This window comes from Streptomyces sp. NPDC053431 (assembly GCF_044544925.1).
Lineage (GTDB): Bacteria > Actinomycetota > Actinomycetes > Streptomycetales > Streptomycetaceae > Streptomyces.
Genome location: NZ_JBITXX010000006.1, coordinates 193,520 through 209,360, shown reverse-complemented (window position 1 = coordinate 209,360; position 15,841 = coordinate 193,520). Strand labels below are relative to the sequence as shown.

15 protein-coding genes are annotated in these 15,841 nt (G+C 74.5%); 5 read left to right on the top strand and 10 right to left on the bottom strand.

Annotated features, from left to right (window positions below; genetic code table 11):
* Positions 1 to 52: 52 nt before the first annotated feature.
* The 6 genes from pcaD to ACIGXE_RS17465 all read right to left on the bottom strand — a co-directional run bounded on the left by pcaD (position 53) and on the right by ACIGXE_RS17465 (position 5,456).
* A complete protein-coding gene (gene pcaD / locus ACIGXE_RS17490) occupies positions 53 to 1,189 on the bottom strand; it encodes a 3-oxoadipate enol-lactonase (RefSeq protein ID WP_399748182.1) in 1,137 nt (378 codons plus the stop codon).
* Entirely contained in the window at positions 1,186 to 2,544 is a 1,359-nt protein-coding gene (pcaB, locus tag ACIGXE_RS17485; RefSeq protein ID WP_399748496.1) for a 3-carboxy-cis,cis-muconate cycloisomerase, read from the bottom strand. Before pcaB ends, pcaD begins: the two co-directional genes overlap by 4 nt.
* A gap of 107 nt (positions 2,545 to 2,651) precedes the next feature.
* Positions 2,652 to 3,218 carry a protocatechuate 3,4-dioxygenase subunit alpha gene (pcaG, locus tag ACIGXE_RS17480; RefSeq protein ID WP_399748180.1) on the bottom strand — a complete coding sequence of 189 codons (567 nt, stop codon included), beginning with the start codon at positions 3,216 to 3,218 and terminating at the stop codon, positions 2,652 to 2,654.
* A gap of 5 nt (positions 3,219 to 3,223) precedes the next feature.
* Positions 3,224 to 3,994: a protocatechuate 3,4-dioxygenase subunit beta gene (pcaH, locus tag ACIGXE_RS17475; RefSeq protein WP_399748178.1), complete on the bottom strand. Its 771-nt coding sequence runs from the start codon at positions 3,992 to 3,994 to the stop codon at positions 3,224 to 3,226.
* Positions 3,991 to 4,707, bottom strand: coding sequence for a CoA transferase subunit B (locus ACIGXE_RS17470; RefSeq protein ID WP_399748176.1), 717 nt, complete (start codon positions 4,705 to 4,707; stop codon positions 3,991 to 3,993). The genes pcaH and ACIGXE_RS17470 overlap by 4 nt, the downstream gene beginning before the upstream one ends.
* The gene (locus ACIGXE_RS17465) at positions 4,704 to 5,456 is read right to left on the bottom strand and encodes a CoA transferase subunit A (protein ID WP_399748174.1); all 753 of its coding nucleotides are present in this window, start codon (positions 5,454 to 5,456) and stop codon (positions 4,704 to 4,706) included. The genes ACIGXE_RS17470 and ACIGXE_RS17465 overlap by 4 nt, the downstream gene beginning before the upstream one ends.
* A gap of 224 nt (positions 5,457 to 5,680) precedes the next feature.
* On the opposite strand from ACIGXE_RS17465, the gene ACIGXE_RS17460 reads away from it, so the two are divergent.
* Complete coding sequence (locus ACIGXE_RS17460; RefSeq protein WP_399748172.1) at positions 5,681 to 6,142, top strand: MarR family winged helix-turn-helix transcriptional regulator; 462 nt, start codon at positions 5,681 to 5,683, stop codon at positions 6,140 to 6,142.
* Positions 6,143 to 6,173: 31 nt separating this feature from the next.
* Here ACIGXE_RS17460 and ACIGXE_RS17455 read toward each other — a convergent pair whose 3' ends face one another.
* Both ACIGXE_RS17455 and xylB read right to left on the bottom strand, forming a co-directional pair.
* Positions 6,174 to 7,529, bottom strand: coding sequence for an MFS transporter (locus tag ACIGXE_RS17455; RefSeq protein WP_399748170.1), 1,356 nt, complete (start codon positions 7,527 to 7,529; stop codon positions 6,174 to 6,176).
* 539 nt (positions 7,530 to 8,068) lie between these two features.
* Positions 8,069 to 9,544 (bottom strand): xylulokinase, encoded by a 1,476-nt coding sequence (gene xylB / locus ACIGXE_RS17450; protein ID WP_399748169.1) that lies wholly within the window; start codon positions 9,542 to 9,544, stop codon positions 8,069 to 8,071.
* Between the two features lie 108 nt (positions 9,545 to 9,652).
* On the opposite strand from xylB, the gene xylA reads away from it, so the two are divergent.
* The 3 genes from xylA to ACIGXE_RS17435 all read left to right on the top strand — a co-directional run bounded on the left by xylA (position 9,653) and on the right by ACIGXE_RS17435 (position 12,686).
* Entirely contained in the window at positions 9,653 to 10,822 is a 1,170-nt protein-coding gene (gene xylA, locus ACIGXE_RS17445; protein WP_399748167.1) for a xylose isomerase, read from the top strand.
* Between the two features lie 86 nt (positions 10,823 to 10,908).
* The gene (locus tag ACIGXE_RS17440; protein WP_399748165.1) at positions 10,909 to 11,511 is read left to right on the top strand and encodes a hypothetical protein; all 603 of its coding nucleotides are present in this window, start codon (positions 10,909 to 10,911) and stop codon (positions 11,509 to 11,511) included.
* Entirely contained in the window at positions 11,508 to 12,686 is a 1,179-nt protein-coding gene (locus tag ACIGXE_RS17435) for a hypothetical protein (protein ID WP_399748163.1), read from the top strand. Before ACIGXE_RS17440 ends, ACIGXE_RS17435 begins: the two co-directional genes overlap by 4 nt.
* A 146-nt stretch (positions 12,687 to 12,832) precedes the next feature.
* On the opposite strand, the gene ACIGXE_RS17430 is transcribed toward ACIGXE_RS17435, so the two are convergent.
* Together ACIGXE_RS17430 and ACIGXE_RS17425 are read right to left on the bottom strand one after the other, a co-directional pair.
* On the bottom strand, positions 12,833 to 13,681 hold the full coding sequence (locus ACIGXE_RS17430; RefSeq protein ID WP_399748161.1) for an SMP-30/gluconolactonase/LRE family protein: 849 nt from the start codon (positions 13,679 to 13,681) through the stop codon (positions 12,833 to 12,835).
* Positions 13,678 to 14,451 carry an IclR family transcriptional regulator gene (locus ACIGXE_RS17425; protein WP_399748159.1) on the bottom strand — a complete coding sequence of 258 codons (774 nt, stop codon included), beginning with the start codon at positions 14,449 to 14,451 and terminating at the stop codon, positions 13,678 to 13,680. Before ACIGXE_RS17425 ends, ACIGXE_RS17430 begins: the two co-directional genes overlap by 4 nt.
* 190 nt (positions 14,452 to 14,641) lie before the next feature.
* Here ACIGXE_RS17425 and ACIGXE_RS17420 point away from each other — a divergent pair, with 190 nt between their 5' ends.
* A complete protein-coding gene (locus ACIGXE_RS17420) occupies positions 14,642 to 15,796 on the top strand; it encodes a mandelate racemase/muconate lactonizing enzyme family protein (protein WP_399748157.1) in 1,155 nt (384 codons plus the stop codon).
* Positions 15,797 to 15,841: the final 45 nt, after the last annotated feature.

Sequence of the window (15,841 nt, the reverse complement as noted above, 5' to 3'; positions counted from 1 at the left end):
GCCGCCCGACGCCTCACGGTCAGCGCCTCACGGTCGACGCCTCACGCCCACCTCAGGCGTTCGAAGGGCCCGGCTCCTCCTCCCCCAGGACGCGCTGGGCCACGGCGAAGGCCGTGTTGGCCGCCGGGACCCCGCAGTAGACCGCCGTCTGGAGCAGGGCCGCGCCGATCTCGTCGTCCGACAGGCCGTTGCGGCGGGCGGCCCGCAGGTGCATCGCCAGCTCGTCGTGATGGCCGTGGGCGACGAGGGCGGTGAGGGTGATCAGGCTGCGTTCGCGCCGGGACAGGGTGGGGTCCGTCCAGATCTCGCCCCACGCGTAGCGGGAGATGAAGTCCTGGAAGCGGGCGGTGAGCGGGGTCTGCCGGGCCTGCGCCCGGTCGACGTGGGCGTCGCCGAGGACCTGACGGCGCACGCGCGTCCCGCTCCGCGCGGCCGTGCCCGTGAGATGCGCGCGCAGGGCGGCGAGCACCGCCTCCGGCTGTTCGGCGGGGGCGAGATGGGAGGCCCCGGGGAGTTCGGTGAGGGCCGCGCCGGGCACGGCGTCGGCGATCTCCCTGAGGTGGGCGGGCGGCGTCGCCGGGTCCTCGCGGCCGGCGACGAGCAGCGTGGGCGCGGTGATGTCGGCGAGCCGGTCGCGCAGGTCGAAGGCGGCGAGCGCGTCGCAGCAGGCCGCGTATGCCTCGGGGTCGGCGGCCCGGTGGTCCGCCAGCAGCCGCGGCACGGTGAACCCGGGGGTGAACCAGCGGGCGTCGGCCGTGTCGGCGAGCTTCGCCAGTCCTTCGCGCCGGACGGTGGCGGCCCGCTCCTCCCAGGCCGCGGAGCCGCCGAAGTGGGCGGAGGAGCAGAGGACGGCGAGACGGTCGACCCGCTCCGGGTGGTGCACGGCGAGATGGAGCCCGACGGCGCCGCCGAGCGAGACCCCGGCGTACGAGAAGCGGTCGGCGCCCAGGGCGTCGGCGAGGTCGAGGACCAGCCGGGCCAGGTCGGCCACCGTCGCGCCCGGGCCGATCAGATCGGCGGGCGAACCGCCGTGCCCGGGCAGGTCCCACCGCACGACGCGGTGGGTGACCGCCAGTTCGGGAGCGACGGCGTCCCACAGGGCCGTGGACGTGCCGAGCGAGGGTCCGAGGACGAGGACCGGCGCGGTGGCGGGCCCTTCGACACGGTGGTGCGGGGTGCGCGGGCTCAATCTCGCTCCAGGGCTCGGTCGGTGAGGGTTCCGGCGCAGCCGGTGGCACGGGCGGGGTCGGCCAGGGCGGCGACGTCCGTCCCGGCCGCTTCGGGCCGGTCGGCGAGGAGTTCGGCGAGCGGCCGGCCCTCGGTCCTGCTGCGCGCGGCGAGTTCGGCCAGCAGCGCCCGCGCGCGGGCCCGGCCGAGCCGGGGGGCGAGCGCCGCGGAGAGCCGTTCGGCGACGAGCAGTCCGCCCGTGGTGTCCAGGTGGGCCCGCATGGCCTCCGGGTCGACGCGGAGCCCTTCGGCGAGGGCCGCGGCGTGGTGGGCGGCCCCGCCGACCAGGCGCAGCAGTTCGCGCAGCGGCTCCCATTCGGCGTGCCAGGCACCCGCGGGCCGTTCGTCCTCGGCGGCCAGGCAGCCGTACAGGCTCGCGGCGAGGTGGGGGGCCCGGCGCGCGGCGGAGGCGACGAGCGTGGCGCGTACCGGGTTCGCCTTGTGGGGCATGGCGGAGGATCCGCCGCCCGTGCCCTCGGCGACCTCCGCGATCTCGGTACGGGACAGGACGAGCACGTCGACGGCCATCTTGCCGAGCGCCCCGGCCGTGAGGGCGAGGACACCCGCGAGGTCGGCCACGGGGGTCCGCAGGACGTGCCAGGGCAAGAGCGGCGCGGCGAGCCCGAGTTCACGCGCGTACGCGGCGGGCAGGGCGGTCACGTCCGCCGCGCCGGAGCCGACGCGGGCTCCGGTGCCGGGGCCGGGGCCGTAGTCCTCGAAGGCGGCCAGGGTCCCCGCCGCGCCGCCGAGTTGGGCCGGCAGACCGTCCCGCACCGTCCCGATCCGGTCCCGTGCGTCGAGCACGAGCGAGCGCCAGCCGGCCGCCTTCAGTCCGAAGGTGGTGGGCACGGCGTGCTGGGTGAGGGTGCGGCCGGGCATGGCCGTGTCGCGGTGGGCGGCGGCGAGGGCGGCGAGCGCCCGCTCCGTGCGGGCGAGGTCGTCGAGGACGAGACCCAAAGTGCGGGCGGCCACCAGCATGGCGGCGGTGTCCAGGACGTCCTGGCTGGTGGCACCCCGGTGCACGTACGGCCCCCACTCCCCCGCGGCCTCGGTCAGGTCCGCGACCAGCGGAATGACCGGGTTGCCGCCGGCGCGCGCCCGCAGCGCGATCGACCGGAGGTCGAAGCGGACCGCCTCGGCCGCCTCCGTGACGGCTCGGGCCGCCTCCGGGGGAACCGCCGCGGTGGCGGCCTGGGCACGGGTGAGCCCGGCCTCCGCGTCCAGGAGGGCCTGGAGGAAGGCCGTGTCGCCGGTGGCGGCCTCGGCGGGCGAGCCCGCCCGTACGGGATCGAGGAGCCCGGCGTCGTGATCCGGCAGGCCGCCGCCGGCCGGCGCGGGATCGGTAGGGGCAGAGCTCGGCGGCGCGGGGTCGGTAGGGGCAGAGCCCCGCGGCGTGGGGTCGGTCGGAGAGGCAGCGGGGTCGGTCACGGGAACTCCAGGAACACCGTCTCGCCATCGCCCTGGAGCCGGATGTCGAAGCGGTAGGTGCGGTACGGCTCCTCGGCGGCGACCAGGGTGGCGCGCCGGTCGACCGGGAGCCCGTCGAGCAGGGGGTCGGGCCCGTCGGCGAGGTAGGCGCGGGTGAAGAGGTGGTGGAGCAGCCCGCGGGCGAACACGCAGACGCTGATGTACGGAAGGCCGGGGTTGCCGGGCGGCAGGGTGTGCAGTGCGTAGTGCCCGTCGGCGTCGGTGGCCACGCGGCCGAAGCCGGTGAATCCGGTGCCGTCCCGGCCGAGGTGTCCGCCGGTGACGGGGTCCCGGCGCATCGAACCCGGCGCACCGGCGCGGGAGCCGTCCGGGGCGGCCTGCCAGAACTCGAGCAGCGCGTCGGGTACGGGCTCGCCGGCGCCGTCGAGCACGTGTCCGTGGACGGTGACGCGCTCGGGGTGCCCGTCGGGCGCGATGCGCTCGCCGCCGGGGAACGGCAGCGCGTAGCCGTAGAACGGTCCGACGGTGTGGGACGGTGTGGGCGGCAGGAGGGTGGGCTCCACGGCGGTCAGCGTCCTTCCTCGATCCAGGTGGCGGCCGGCCCGTCGAGGACGATGTCCCAGGCGTAGCCGAGGGAGAACTCCGGCTCGGAGAGGCCGTGTTCGTAGCGGGCGACGAGCCGGTCGCGGGCGGCCGGGTCGGTGACCGAGCGGATGATGGGGTCGTGGGCGACGAGCGGGTCGCCCGGGAAGTACATCTGGGTGACGAGCCGCTGCGTGAACGCCGTGCCGAAGACGGAGAAGTGGATGTGGGCCGGGCGCCAGGCGTTGGTGTGATTGCGCCAGGGGTAGGCGCCGGGCTTGATCGTGGTGAAGGAGTACCGTCCCCGGTCGTCCGTCAGGGTGCGTCCGACACCGGAGAAGTGCGGGTCGATCGGGGCCGGGTGCCGGTCCCGCAGGTGGGCGTACCGCCCGGAGGCGTTGGCCTGCCAGATCTCGATCAGCTGCCCTCGTACGGGCCGGCCCGCACGGTCCAGAAGCCGCCCGGACACGGTGATCCGCTCGCCGAGGGGCTCGCCGGTGTGCATCCGGGTGAGGTCGTTGTCGTGCTCGGTGACGTCGGTGATCCCGAAGACGGGCCCGGCGAGCTCGACGGCCTCGGGGTCGCCGCCGACGGCGACCAGCGGCCGGCGCGGGTGCCGGAGCAGGGAGCTGCGGTACGGGGCGTAGTCGCGCGCCGGGTGGTGCCGGCGCGGTGCGCCGGCGGCGAGGGCGCTGTCGTAGGCCGACTGGAGGGCGCCTATCTCGGCGTCGATGCGGTCCTGCGTGAGGTCGTTCACGAAAGCTCCAGCGGGTCGGGAAGGGAGGGGCGGAGGCCGTGGCGGGCCGCGCCTGGGTCCGGCACCGGGACCGCGCGCAGCTCCGGTCCGAGCACGGGCGCCGCCGTGCGTGCGACGACCTCCTCGGCCGTCACGCCCGGCGCCGTCTCCACGAGGACGAGTCCGTCCTGCGTGACGTCGAGGACGGCGAGGTCGGTGATGACGCGGTCGACGCAGGCCCGTCCGGTGAGCGGCAGGTCGCACTCCTCGACGATCTTCGGGGTGCCGTCCTTCGCGGTGTGGGTCATGACGACGATGACCGTGCGGGCGCCGTGGACGAGGTCCATGGCGCCGCCGATGCCGGTGACCAGGCGCCCGGGGACGGCCCAGTTGGCGAGGTCGCCGCGTGCGGAGACCTGCATGGCGCCGAGGACGGCGACGTCGATGTGGCCGCCGCGGATCATGCCGAAGGAGAGGGCGGAGTCGAAGTAGGAGGCGCCGGGCAGGACGGTGACGGTCTCCTTGCCGGCGTTGATGAGGTCGGGGTCGACCTCGTCCTCGGTCGGGTAGGGGCCGGTCCCCAGGATCCCGTTCTCGGATTCGAGGACGACCTCGACGCCGTCGGGGAGGTGGTTGGGGATGAGCGTGGGCAGGCCGATGCCGAGGTTGACGTACTGGCCGTCGCGGAGTTCCAGGGCGGCGCGGGCGGCCATCTGTTCACGGGTCCAGCTCATCGCGTGGTCCTCTTCTCGATGCCCTTCGCCGCGGCCTGCTCGGGCGTGAGGGCGAGGACGCGCCGGACGAAGATGCCGGGCAGGTGGACGTGGTCGGGGTCGATGGCGCCGGGCTCGACGAGTTCCTCGACCTCGGCGACGGTGATCCGCCCGGCCATGGCGGCCAGCGGGTTGAAGTTGCGGGCGGAGGCGTGGAAGACGAGGTTGCCGTGACGGTCGCCCTTGGCGGCGCGGACGAGCGCGTAGTCGGTACGGATGGCGTGTTCCAGGACGTGCGGGACGCCGTCGAAGTCGCGTACCTCCTTGGGCGGGGACGCGAGGGCCACACCGCCTTCGCCGTCGTAGCGCCAGGGCAGTCCGCCGTCGGCGACGAGGGTGCCGACGCCGGCCGGGGTGTAGAACGCGGGGATGCCGCAGCCGCCCGCGCGCAGGCGTTCGGCGAGGGTGCCTTGCGGGATCAGCTCGACCTCCAGTTCTCCGGCGAGGTACTGGCGGGCGAACTCCTTGTTCGCGCCGATGTACGAGCCGGTGACGCGGGCGATGCGGCCGGCGGCGAGGAGCACGGCGAGGCCGGAGTCCATGGCGCCGCAGTTGTTGGAGACGATCTCCAGGCCGCCGACGCCGCGCTCGTGCACCGCCCGGATGAGGGCGTTGGGTACGCCGCTGAGGCCGAAGCCGCCCACCGCGAGCGACGCTCCGTCCGGGACGTCCGCCACCGCCTCCGCGGCGGTGGCGACCACCTTGTCCATGGGATAGCCCTTCGTTTCCGTGCGAGCGAGAAGGATCCGGGAAGCACCGGACCGGCGAGCGGGGGGGGAAGAGAGAGTGGCCACTGCATTAGTCAGTGCACTGACTATCTTCACCGACCGGGCCATGCTGACAGGCAGTCGCCTCGGCGTCAACGGGTCCTGATCGGCCCAAGTGAAATGCGGGTATCGTTCGTGCACCGACGAAACCGCAGGAGGAGGCGCTCATGGCCGCGGTGGATCTGGCCACGCATCCCGGGCATCTGGCCCGGCGGCTGCAGCAGGCGCACCACCTGCTGTGGACGACGATGGTCTCGGAGGAGATCACCTCCCCCCAGTTCGGCGTCCTGAACGCGCTGACGGCCGAACCCGGCCTCGACCAGCGGACGGTGGGCGAGCGGGTGGCGCTCGACCGCTCGACGATCGCCGAGGTCGTCAGCCGGCTGATCCGCCGAGGGCTGCTCGACAAGGTGCGCGACCCCGCGGACGGACGCCGCTTCCTGCTGCGCCTCACCCCCGAAGGGGTGCGTGTGCACCGGAAACTGACGGTGCGTACGGCACGCATGAACCAGATCTTCCTGGCCCCGCTCTCCGCCGAGGAGCAGACCCTCTTCCTGACCCTGATCCGGCGGGTGTCGGACGCCGCGGAGGAGCTCCGCAATCCCACGGAGCCCCTCACCACGCCCTGAGCCCGCGACCGAGAGCCCGGAACCCGGGCGGTCACTCCCCCGCGGCCGCCGGCTTCGCGGCCGCCACGGGCGCGCCGGCGGGCGCGGCCGGGCGCCCGACGCGTGCGGCGAGCGGGACCAGAGCCACGGCTACGGAGCCGACGACCCCGGCGACGGCGAAGGTGGTGAAGCCCCAGCTCTGGTTGCCGGCCGAGGCGAGCGCGCCGACCAGCCAGGGGCCCACCACGGCTCCGATCCGGCCGACACCGGTGACGAGGCCGAGTCCCGCGGCCCGCTCGGCACTCGGATAGACGCCGCCGGTCGCCGCGTAGACCATCACCTGGGCACTGAAGAGCCACACGCCGGTGACCGCGACGACGACGTAGGTGACACCGAGGGGCAGGTGCAGCTTGAGCAGGAGCGCGCCCACGGCGGTGAGGACGAACCAGATCGCGGCGATCCGCAGTGGGCCGAAGCGGTCCGCGAGCCGTCCGGAGACGAGCAGGCCGACGATGCCGCCCGCGTTGACGACCATGAGGAAGGCGACGGAGGAGTCCAAGCCGTAGCCGGAGGCGCGCATCATCGTCGGCAGCCAGGTGGCGACACCGTAGACGAGGAGGAGCCCGCAGAACGAGGCCGCCCACAGGAGCGGCGTCACCCAGCGGGACTCGGGGCGGAAGAGGGCCCGGACGGCGGCGACGCGCCCCTGTGCGCCGGCGGTCGGCGCGGCGACGGGAGCGGGCCGGGGAAGGCCGTAGCGGTCGGCGACGGCGTCGGCCCGCTCGCCGTTGCCGCGGGCCAGCAGCACGCCGGGCGATTCGGGGAGCAGCGCGAGCAGCAGCGGCACGGCGACGACGGCGGGCAGCACGCCCGCCCAGAACACCCAGCGCCAGCCCGCGGCGGGCGCGAGGCCGAGCCCGAGGCCGGTGGCCGTCATTCCGCCCACGTGGTACGAGGTCATGAGCAGACCGGTCATCAGGGCGGCCCGCCGGGGCGGGGCGAACTCCAGGACCATGGCGAGGCAGAGCGGCATGAGCCCGCCGAGGCCGAGGCCCGAGACGAAACGCCCGGCGCCGAAGAGGACGAGGTCCCCGGCGAGGGCACAGACCGCCGAGCCCGCGGAGAAGAGGACGATGCTGGCGACCAGCATCGGCCGCCGGCCGAGCCAGTCGGTGACGGTCCCGGCCGTCAGTGCACCGATCAACATGCCGAAGGTCGTCCAGCTGCCGATGGTGCCGGCGCTCGCGGGCGTGAGGCCGAGGCCGGGATCGTCGAGCATGTGCGGCATCACGGCGCCGTAGATGGTGACGTCCATGCCGTCGAAGAAGACCGCGACCCAGCAGAGGGCCAGGACGGGCAGGACGGAGCGGAGGGTGTGGGGTCGGGGCGGAGCGGAGGAGTTCGTCATCGGGTTCCCTGGGGACGCGGCTCGTTCGTCGGCTCTTGCTCACCCATATTGTTCGCCTGGTGAAATCCACTTCACTAGCTGGGTGGCATGAGTGTCCGCAGGGAGCGATCGGGTGTCAACGGTCTGCGCGAAAAACCGTTGGTGCACTGATGATTCTTCGGCGGCGTGATGGAGGGCGCGGGAGGGGGGCGCGGCCCCGAGGGCGGCGGGCAGGACTGGCGGGCCGGGGCAGCGCAGGCAAGCCGGGGCAGCGCACGCGAGGGCCGGGCCAGCGCGGGCAAGGCCGGGGCAGCGCACGGGAGGGCCGGGGCAGCACGCCCGGGCGCCGGGACGAGGCGGGCGGGTCAGGCTGACGAGGCGGGCGGGGCGCGCGCGGCCGAGGCGAGCGGGGTACGCGGCCGAGGCAGGCGGGCACACGCGGCCGAGGCAGGCGGGCACACGCGGCCGAGGCGGGCGGGCTCACGCGGCCGAGGTGGGCGGGTCACGCGGCCGAGGCAGGCGGCGGCCGGACGGGCCGTCGGGTGATGTCGGGCCCGCGGTCAGGCGAGCAGGGTGGGGGCCGCCCGGTCGAGCACGTCGGCGATGCGCCGCCAGGTCTCCTCGTCCCGTTCGACGGGTGCGAGCTCGCGGCCCTCACCCGTGCCCCAGGCGCTCGCGAGGGCGACCGGCTCGGCGCCGCTCACCGCGGCCCCGGCGAGCGCGGCGGCCCCGAGGGCGACGAGCTCGGTGGCGCTGGGCACCACGAGGGGGCGGCCGGAGAGGCGGCGGACGGTCTCGGTCCAGGCCCGGCCGCGGGCGCCGCCGCCGATCAGCCGGAGCGGGAGGTCGCGTACGGCCGGTGCGGCGGGGTCGAGCCCGCAGGCGGCGAGGAGCTCGTCGAGAGCCCGCAGCACGGTGAAGACGGCGCCCTCGTAGGCGGCGCCGAGCAACGCGCCGGGGGTGCTGCCGTGCCGCAGGCCGGTGAGCAGTCCGGTGGCGTGGGGCAGGTCGGGGGTGCGTTCGCCGTCGAGGTACGGCAGGAGGACGAGGCCGTCGCCGGGCGCGGCGTCCTCGCGGTCGAGGCCGAGGAGCGCGGCGATCCGGTCGACGGCGAGGGTGCAGTTCAAGGTGCAGCCGAGGGGCAGGAAGGCGCCGTCGGCGGCGGCGAAGCCGGCGATCCCGGGGCTCACCGGGCGGGTCCGGGTGGCGGCGAAGACGGTGCCCGAGGTGCCGAGGCTGACGACCGGCCGGTCGAGGAGTCCGGCGCCGCCGAGGCCGAGGCCGACGGCCGCGGCCATGTTGTCGCCGGTGCCGGCGGCGACGGCGACGCCGGCCGGGAGGCCGAGCGCGTCGGCGGCGGGGCGGGTGAGGGTGCCGACCCGGGTGCCGGCGGTGGGGGCGACGGCCGGGAGCAGGGCGGCGTCGAGGCCCAGGAGGGCGAGCAGCTCGGGGTCGTAGGCGGCGCGCCCGGTGTCGTACCAGCAGGTGCCGGAGGCGTCGCCGGGGTCGGTGACGGCGGTTCCGCAGAGCCGTTCGGTGAGGAAGTCGTGCGGGAGCCGGACGGCGGCCGCGCGGGCGGCGACGGCCGGTTCGCTCGCGCGCAGCCACTGCCACTTCGCGGCGGTCATCGAGGCGACGGGCACGGCGCCGGTGCGGGCGAGCCAGGCGTCCGGACCGCCGAGGGCCTCGGTCAGGGCGGTGGCCTGCGGGGCCGAGCGGGTGTCGTTCCACAGGAGCGCGGGCCGCAGGGGGCGGCCGCCGGCGTCGAGGACGACGAGGCCGTGCTGCTGCCCGGCGACCGCGATGCCGGTGACGGCGGCGGGCGGCACGGCGGCCTGTCGCAGGGCGTCGGCGACGGCCCGGCCCAGGGCGGTCCACCACCCCTCGGGGTCGCTCTCGCGGGCACCCTCGGCGCCGGTGACCGTGTGCGGCGCGCGGCCGAGGGCCAGCAGCGCGCCGGTCTCCGCATCGACCACGGCCGCCTTCGTGGACTGGGTGGAGCTGTCGACGCCGATCACCACCGGGCCTGTGGACATGGGCCGGATCTCCTCTCCCGGGTGCGGGCACTGGCGCCCGGCCTTCCCTGACGGTATTAGTTATCTCAGAAAACAAATCTGGTGGCCAGCCTCGCGAAGGAGCCGGACATGCCGCAGCATCTCCTCCCCACCCCCGACGACCGCTTCACCTTCGGCCTCTGGACGGTCGGCTGGCAGGGCCGTGACCCGTTCGGCGACGCCACCCGGCCGGCCCTGGACCCGGTCGAGTCGGTCGAGCGGCTCGCCGCCCTCGGCGCGTACGGCGTCACCTTCCACGACGACGACCTCGTCCCGTTCGGCGCGGACGAGGCCGAGCGCGCGCAGGCGGTCAAGCGCTTCCGCGCGGCCCTCGACCGCACGGGCCTGAAGGTGCCGATGGCCACGACGAACCTCTTCACGCACCCGGTCTTCAAGGACGGCGGGTTCACCGCCAACGACCGCGACGTGCGCCGCTTCGCGCTGCGCAAGACGCTCCGCAACATCGACCTCGCCGTCGAGCTCGGCGCCTCCGTGTACGTGGCCTGGGGCGGGCGCGAGGGCGCCGAGTCGGGCGCCGCCAAGGACGTGCGGCTCGCGCTCGACCGGATGAAGGAGGCCTTCGACCTGCTCGGCGAGTACGTGACCGAGCAGGGTTACGCGCTGCGCTTCGCGATCGAGCCCAAGCCGAACGAGCCCCGCGGCGACATCCTGCTGCCGACGATCGGGCACGCCCTGGCGTTCATCGAGCGCCTGGAGCGGCCCGAGCTCGTGGGAGTCAACCCGGAGACCGGGCACGAGCAGATGGCCGGGCTCAACTTCCCGCACGGGATCGCCCAGGCGCTGTGGGCGGGCAAGCTCTTCCACATCGACCTCAACGGGCAGTCCGGCATCAAGTACGACCAGGACTTCCGGTTCGGCGCGGGCGACCTGCGCCAGGCCTTCTGGCTGGTCGACCTCCTGGAGACGGCCGGTTACGCGGGGCCGCGGCACTTCGACTTCAAGCCGGTGCGCACCGACGGCTTCGACGGGGTGTGGGAGTCCGCGAAGAACTGCATGCGCAACTACCTGATCCTCAAGGAGCGCGCCGCCGCGTTCCGCGCCGACCCCGAGGTCGACGCCGCCCTGACCGCCTCCCGCCTCGACGAGCTGGCCGTCCCGACGGCCGCCGACGGCCTCACGGGCCTGCTCGCCGACCCCACGGCGTACGAGGACTTCGACGCGGACGCGGCGGCCGAGCGCTCGATGGCCTTCGAGCGGCTCGACCAGCTCGCCCTGGAGCATCTGCTCGGGGTGCGCTGACGCGCTGACGAAACTCCCTTACGCAGCGTGGCCGCTTGTGCCATCCTCCGAGGGTCACGCCTTCTTCGGGGGATCGGGGATGCGACATGTGGCTTCCAACACGCGCCGCCCGCCGGGGCGTTGCTCTCCTCCTGTGCCTTGCGGCCCTGGTGGCCTGCGACGACCCGGGCGGTGACGAGGGCGCCGGGCCGAGCGGCGGCGCGCGGGGAGGCGGAGTGCCGGGGCCCGGGAAGGGCGGCAGCTCCGGAGGGGGCAGCGGCGGCAACGACGGCGGAGGCAAGCCGGGGCCGCTGAAGATCCCGGAGTGGGGCAGGAACGGCTTCCTGTTCGACGACCGGAGCGGGCCGGGCCTCGCCAACTGGAAGTCCCTCAAGAAGGACTTCGTCGACGCGTGCGGGGACGGCACCCTCTGCGTGAGACTCGTGCGCGTCTACCGCACGGTGGACGGACAGGAGTCCGAGGGGCCCTGCGGATACGACCACACGGAGCCCAGGTCGGGGACGTGGATCAAGCGGGGCCGGACCGTGTACGTGGTGGGCGTGTGCGGCCCGGAAGGGCCGGAACCCACCGAGGAACCGGAACAGACCGACGACCCCGAGCAGACCGGCGGGCCGGAGGAGACCGGCGGCCCCGAGACCCGGCCGACCGACGGCACCCCGTCCGACACCGAGACCTCCGCCGCCTCGTGAACGAGAGCGCCGGCGGCCCCGGCCGCCTCGCCACGTTCGTGGGCGCGATCGCCGCGCCCACGAGCCTGGTCACGGCGCTGCTCTACTACTTCGGCTACTACCACGCGTACTGGTTCTTCGCGTACTTCCGGGTCAACTCGACCGTCCTCGGATTCAGCACCGCGGACTATCTGATGCGCAGCCTGGACGTGCTGTGGGTGCCGCTCACGGTGATCGCGACCCTCGCGGTGATCGGCTTCTGGGGATACGACCTGGCGCGCCGCAGACTCGCCGCGGTCATGGGGCCGGCGGCCCGCCGCCGGACGACCGCCGCCGTCGCCTGCGTGGGGTTCCTGCTCACGCTCGGCGGCCTCTGGTCGACGTTCACGGTGACCTTCCTCAGCCACGTCCTCACCCTGGCTCCGTCGAGTCTGTCCGCCGGAGTGTGCCTGCTGGCGTACGCCCGGCACCTCGCCCGCCGCAACGCCACCGACGCGTCGGCTTCGCCGCCACCACCCGCACCCGTGCAGGGACCGGAACCGGAACCGGCGTGCGCACCGCGACCCGCTCCGGCGGACCCGTCCCCCGTGCCCGAGGAGCCCACCTCGGCACCTTCCGAGGGCGACGCCGCGGAAGACCCGCCCGGAGCCGCCTCGCCACCGGCTCCGTCCGCCCCCGAGCCCGCCGCCTCCGAACCCGCCGCCCCCGCGCCCGTGGCCGCCGCCCAGCCCGCTGCCGCCGCCGAGGCCCAACCCCCGGCCCCTCCCTCCGCCCGGCCCGAGTGGGCCCTGCTCGCCGAATGGGGCGTGGTCTTCACCCTCGTCATGCTGGGGATCGTCTGGGCCGCCAACGACTACGCCGCCTCCGTCGGCACCGTCCGGGCCGAGCGGTACGTGGCCGGTCTGTCCCACTACCCGTCGACCGTGGTCTACAGCGAGCGCAGTCTCGCCCTCAGCGGTCCCGGAGTGACCGAGACGCGCTGCGCACACGAGAAGGGCGAGGAAGCCGCCTACGGCTACCGCTACGACGGTCTCACCCTCATCCTCCAGTCGGGGAACCAGTACGTCCTGGTGCCCAACCGCTGGACGCCGGCCGACGGGGTCGCCCTGGTCCTTCCCCGCAACGACTCGGTGCGGCTCGAGTTCGGCCCGCCGCCGGATGCGGCACGCGCCGCGTCGCCGGCCCCGTCCTGCTGAGGACGCCCAAGCGGCACAGGGCGGCAAGCGGGAAGGCGAATCCCGGCATCAAGCCCTGACGGTCCCTCATGTCGGCGGGTCGGGCCCGCGACGACGGACGGCTCGACGACGGACCGAGGGCGGCCCGGCCGGGTCGGGGCTGTCGGTCAGCCGGCGAAGGGTGTGGCCGGCAGCCCCTCCCCGATGTCCGGCAGGACGAGGAGGGTACCGGCGAGCGGCTCCGGGTCCGCGAGCCCGGTGCGGGCGGTCGTGACGTACAGGTCGCGCAGCCCGGGGCCGCCGAAGGCGCAGGCGGTCGGCCGGCGCACCGGCAGCGGGACGGTCCGCTCCAGTGCGCCGGCCGGCGTGTAGCGGTGGAGGACGCCGCCGTCCCACAGGGCGACCCAGACACAGCCTTCCGCGTCGACGGCGAGGCCGTCGGGGAAGCCCGCGCCGGGGCCGACGGTCGCGAAGGGGCGCCGGTCGACGACGCGGCCGTCCGCGACCCGGAGGGTGTCCACCCGCCGGGTCGGGCTGTCGACGTAGTACGCCAGGCCCGGGTCGTCCGGGCTCCAGCCGATGCCGTTGCTGACGGTCACCCGGTCGAGGAGCGGGGTGACGTGCCCGTCGGGGGCGATCCGGACGAGGTTGCCGCCGCCTTCGCGCTCGTCGTAGCGCATCGTTCCGGCCCACAGGCTGCCGTCGGGTGCGACGGCGGCGTCGTTGCCCCGGCGCCCCGGCACGGGGTCGTGGTGCAACCAGTCGAAGGTGCCGTCAGGGTCGTAACGGCCCACGCCGTCCCGGAGGTTGACCACGAGTCCGCCACCGGCCCGGGGTTTCGCGGCACCGACGTGCCGGCCGACGTCCATGACGTGATGGGCGTCGTCGGCGGGGTCGTAGGTGTGGACGCGGGAGCCGAGGATGTCGACCCAGACGAGGCGGGCGCCGGCCGGGTCCCAGGTGGGGCCCTCGCCGAGCGTGTCGTCCGCCCGGACGGCGACCTCGACGGGGGTCATCGCGGGCCCTGCCGGTGGCCGAGCCGCAGCGACAGGTCGGCGGCGCCCTTGGCGGCGAGCGCGGCGAGTTCGGTCTCGCGCTCCTCGCTCCAGCGGATGACGGGCACGGAGATCGAGAGCGCCGCGACGACCTGCCCGGACCCGTCCCGCACGGGAGCGGCCACGCAGGAGACGTCGGGGTTGGACTCGCGGTGCTCGGTGGCGGTGCCGCGGGCGCGGATCGCGGCGAGTTCGGCGCGCAGGGCGGCGGGGTCGGTGATGCTGCGCGGGGTCATGGGGGCGAGAGCGCGTCCGGCGACGCGCGCCTCGAGCTCGGCCTCGGGCAGCGAGGCGAGCAGCATCTTGCCGACGGAGGTGCAGTGGGCCGGAAGGCGGCGGCCGGCGGCGGAGACCATGCGGACGGCGTGGGTGGAGTCGACCTTGGCGATGTAGATGACGTCGAGATCCTCCAGCACGGCGACGTGGACGGTCTCGTCGCAGGTCTGGGCGATCTCGTGGGCGACGTGCCGGCCTTCGGCGGCGAGGTCGAGCTGTTCGGCGTAGCGGCTGCCGAGCTGGTGGGTGCGGACGCCGAGACGGTAGCGGCCCGGCTGCCCGGGGACCGGGGTGAGGTAGTGGCGGGCCGCGAGGGTGGTGAGCAGTTCGTGGGTAGTGGTGCGCGGCAGCCCGAGTCTTCGGGTGATCTCGGGGGCGGAGAGCGTCTCGTCGCTCTGCAGGAACAGCTCGAGTATGTCGAATGCCCTGGTCACCGCCGGTACGAGACGCCCCATGGCCGTCACCCCGCCCCTCTGTCCGTTCGATATCCCGACCATCGGTCGGTATGACGAACTCAGGGTAGTCACGAAGGCGTTGGCCGGGCAATGGGCGCGCACACCATTGACACCCCGGGGAGAGCTGCATACGGTCACGCCACCATTTCGAACGTGTGACGAAATCTCGAACAACAGGGGAGCAACTGCCGTGCGGATCACGGGAATCACCACTCACGTCGTCGGAACGCCCTGGCGGAACCTCACCTACGTCCTGGTCCATACGGACGAGGGCCTGACCGGGGTCGGCGAGACCCGGATGCTCGGGCACACGGACGCCCTGCTGGGCTATCTCCGCGAGGCGGAGGCCAACCACATCGCCGGCTCCGACCCGTTCGCGGTCGAGGACCTGGTCCGGCGCATGAAGTACGGGGACTACGGGCGGGCCGGCGAGATCGTGATGTCGGGCATCGCGGTCGTCGAGACGGCCTGCTGGGACATCAAGGGCAAGGCCCTGGGCGTGCCCGTGTGGCAGCTGCTCGGCGGAAAGGTGACCGATCGCGTCAAGGCGTACGCGAACGGCTGGTACACCACCGAACGCACGCCGGAGGCCTACCACAAGGCGGCGCAGGAGGTGGTCGCGCGAGGCTACCGGGCCCTGAAGATCGACCCCTTCGGCGACGGGCACTTCGAGCTGGACGCCGAGCGGTCGCGGTACGCGGTCGCGCTGATCGAGGCGGTCCGGGACGCGATCGGCCCGGACACCGAGCTGATGGTGGAGATGCACGGGCGCTTCTCCCCCGCCACGGCGGTACGGCTCGCGCGCGAGCTCGCCCCCTTCCGGCCGGCCTGGCTGGAGGAGCCGGTCCCGCCGGAGAACCTCAAGGCGCTGAAGAAGGTCGCCGACAAGGTGGACCTGCCGATCGCGACCGGCGAGCGGATCCATGACCGGATCGAGTTCCGCGAGCTCTTCGAGTCCCAGGCGGCGGATGTCGTCCAGCCGGACCTCGGACACATCGGCGGCATCCTGGAGACCCGCAAGCTCGCGGCCACCGCCGAGACCCACTACGTGATGGTCGCCCCGCACAACGTGGGCGGCTCGGTGCTCACCGCCGCCTCCCTCCAACTCGCTGCTTGCACCCCGAACTTCAAGATCCTGGAGCACTTCAACGACTTCGCGGACGCGGAGATCACCGGGATCGTGCGCGGGGCACCCCGCGTGGACCCGGAGACCGGCTGCTTCGCGCTCTCGCACGCCCCCGGTCTGGGCGTCGAGCTGGACGTGGACGCCGCCGCGGAATTCCCGCAGCAGCGCGCCCGGTTCGACCTGTGGGCCGAGGGCTGGGAGCGGAGGGCCCCCAAGTGACCGCGGCGAGCACGCCGAGCGCCGCGAGCAGGCCGACCGCCACGG

Excerpts from the sequence above, each read along its gene's own strand:
- ACIGXE_RS17470 (WP_399748176.1), bottom strand. The coding sequence starts at position 4,707 with ATGAGCTGGACCCGTGAACAGATGGCCGCCCGCGCCGCCCTGGAACTC.
- ACIGXE_RS17465 (WP_399748174.1), bottom strand. The coding sequence starts at position 5,456 with ATGGACAAGGTGGTCGCCACCGCCGCGGAGGCGGTGGCGGACGTCCCG.
- ACIGXE_RS17460 (WP_399748172.1), top strand. The coding sequence starts at position 5,681 with ATGGCCGCGGTGGATCTGGCCACGCATCCCGGGCATCTGGCCCGGCGG.
- ACIGXE_RS17455 (WP_399748170.1), bottom strand. The coding sequence starts at position 7,529 with ATGACGAACTCCTCCGCTCCGCCCCGACCCCACACCCTCCGCTCCGTC.
- xylB (WP_399748169.1), bottom strand. The coding sequence starts at position 9,544 with ATGTCCACAGGCCCGGTGGTGATCGGCGTCGACAGCTCCACCCAGTCC.
- xylA (WP_399748167.1), top strand. The coding sequence starts at position 9,653 with ATGCCGCAGCATCTCCTCCCCACCCCCGACGACCGCTTCACCTTCGGC.
- ACIGXE_RS17440 (WP_399748165.1), top strand. The coding sequence starts at position 10,909 with ATGTGGCTTCCAACACGCGCCGCCCGCCGGGGCGTTGCTCTCCTCCTG.
- ACIGXE_RS17430 (WP_399748161.1), bottom strand. The coding sequence starts at position 13,681 with ATGACCCCCGTCGAGGTCGCCGTCCGGGCGGACGACACGCTCGGCGAG.
- ACIGXE_RS17425 (WP_399748159.1), bottom strand. The coding sequence starts at position 14,451 with ATGGGGCGTCTCGTACCGGCGGTGACCAGGGCATTCGACATACTCGAG.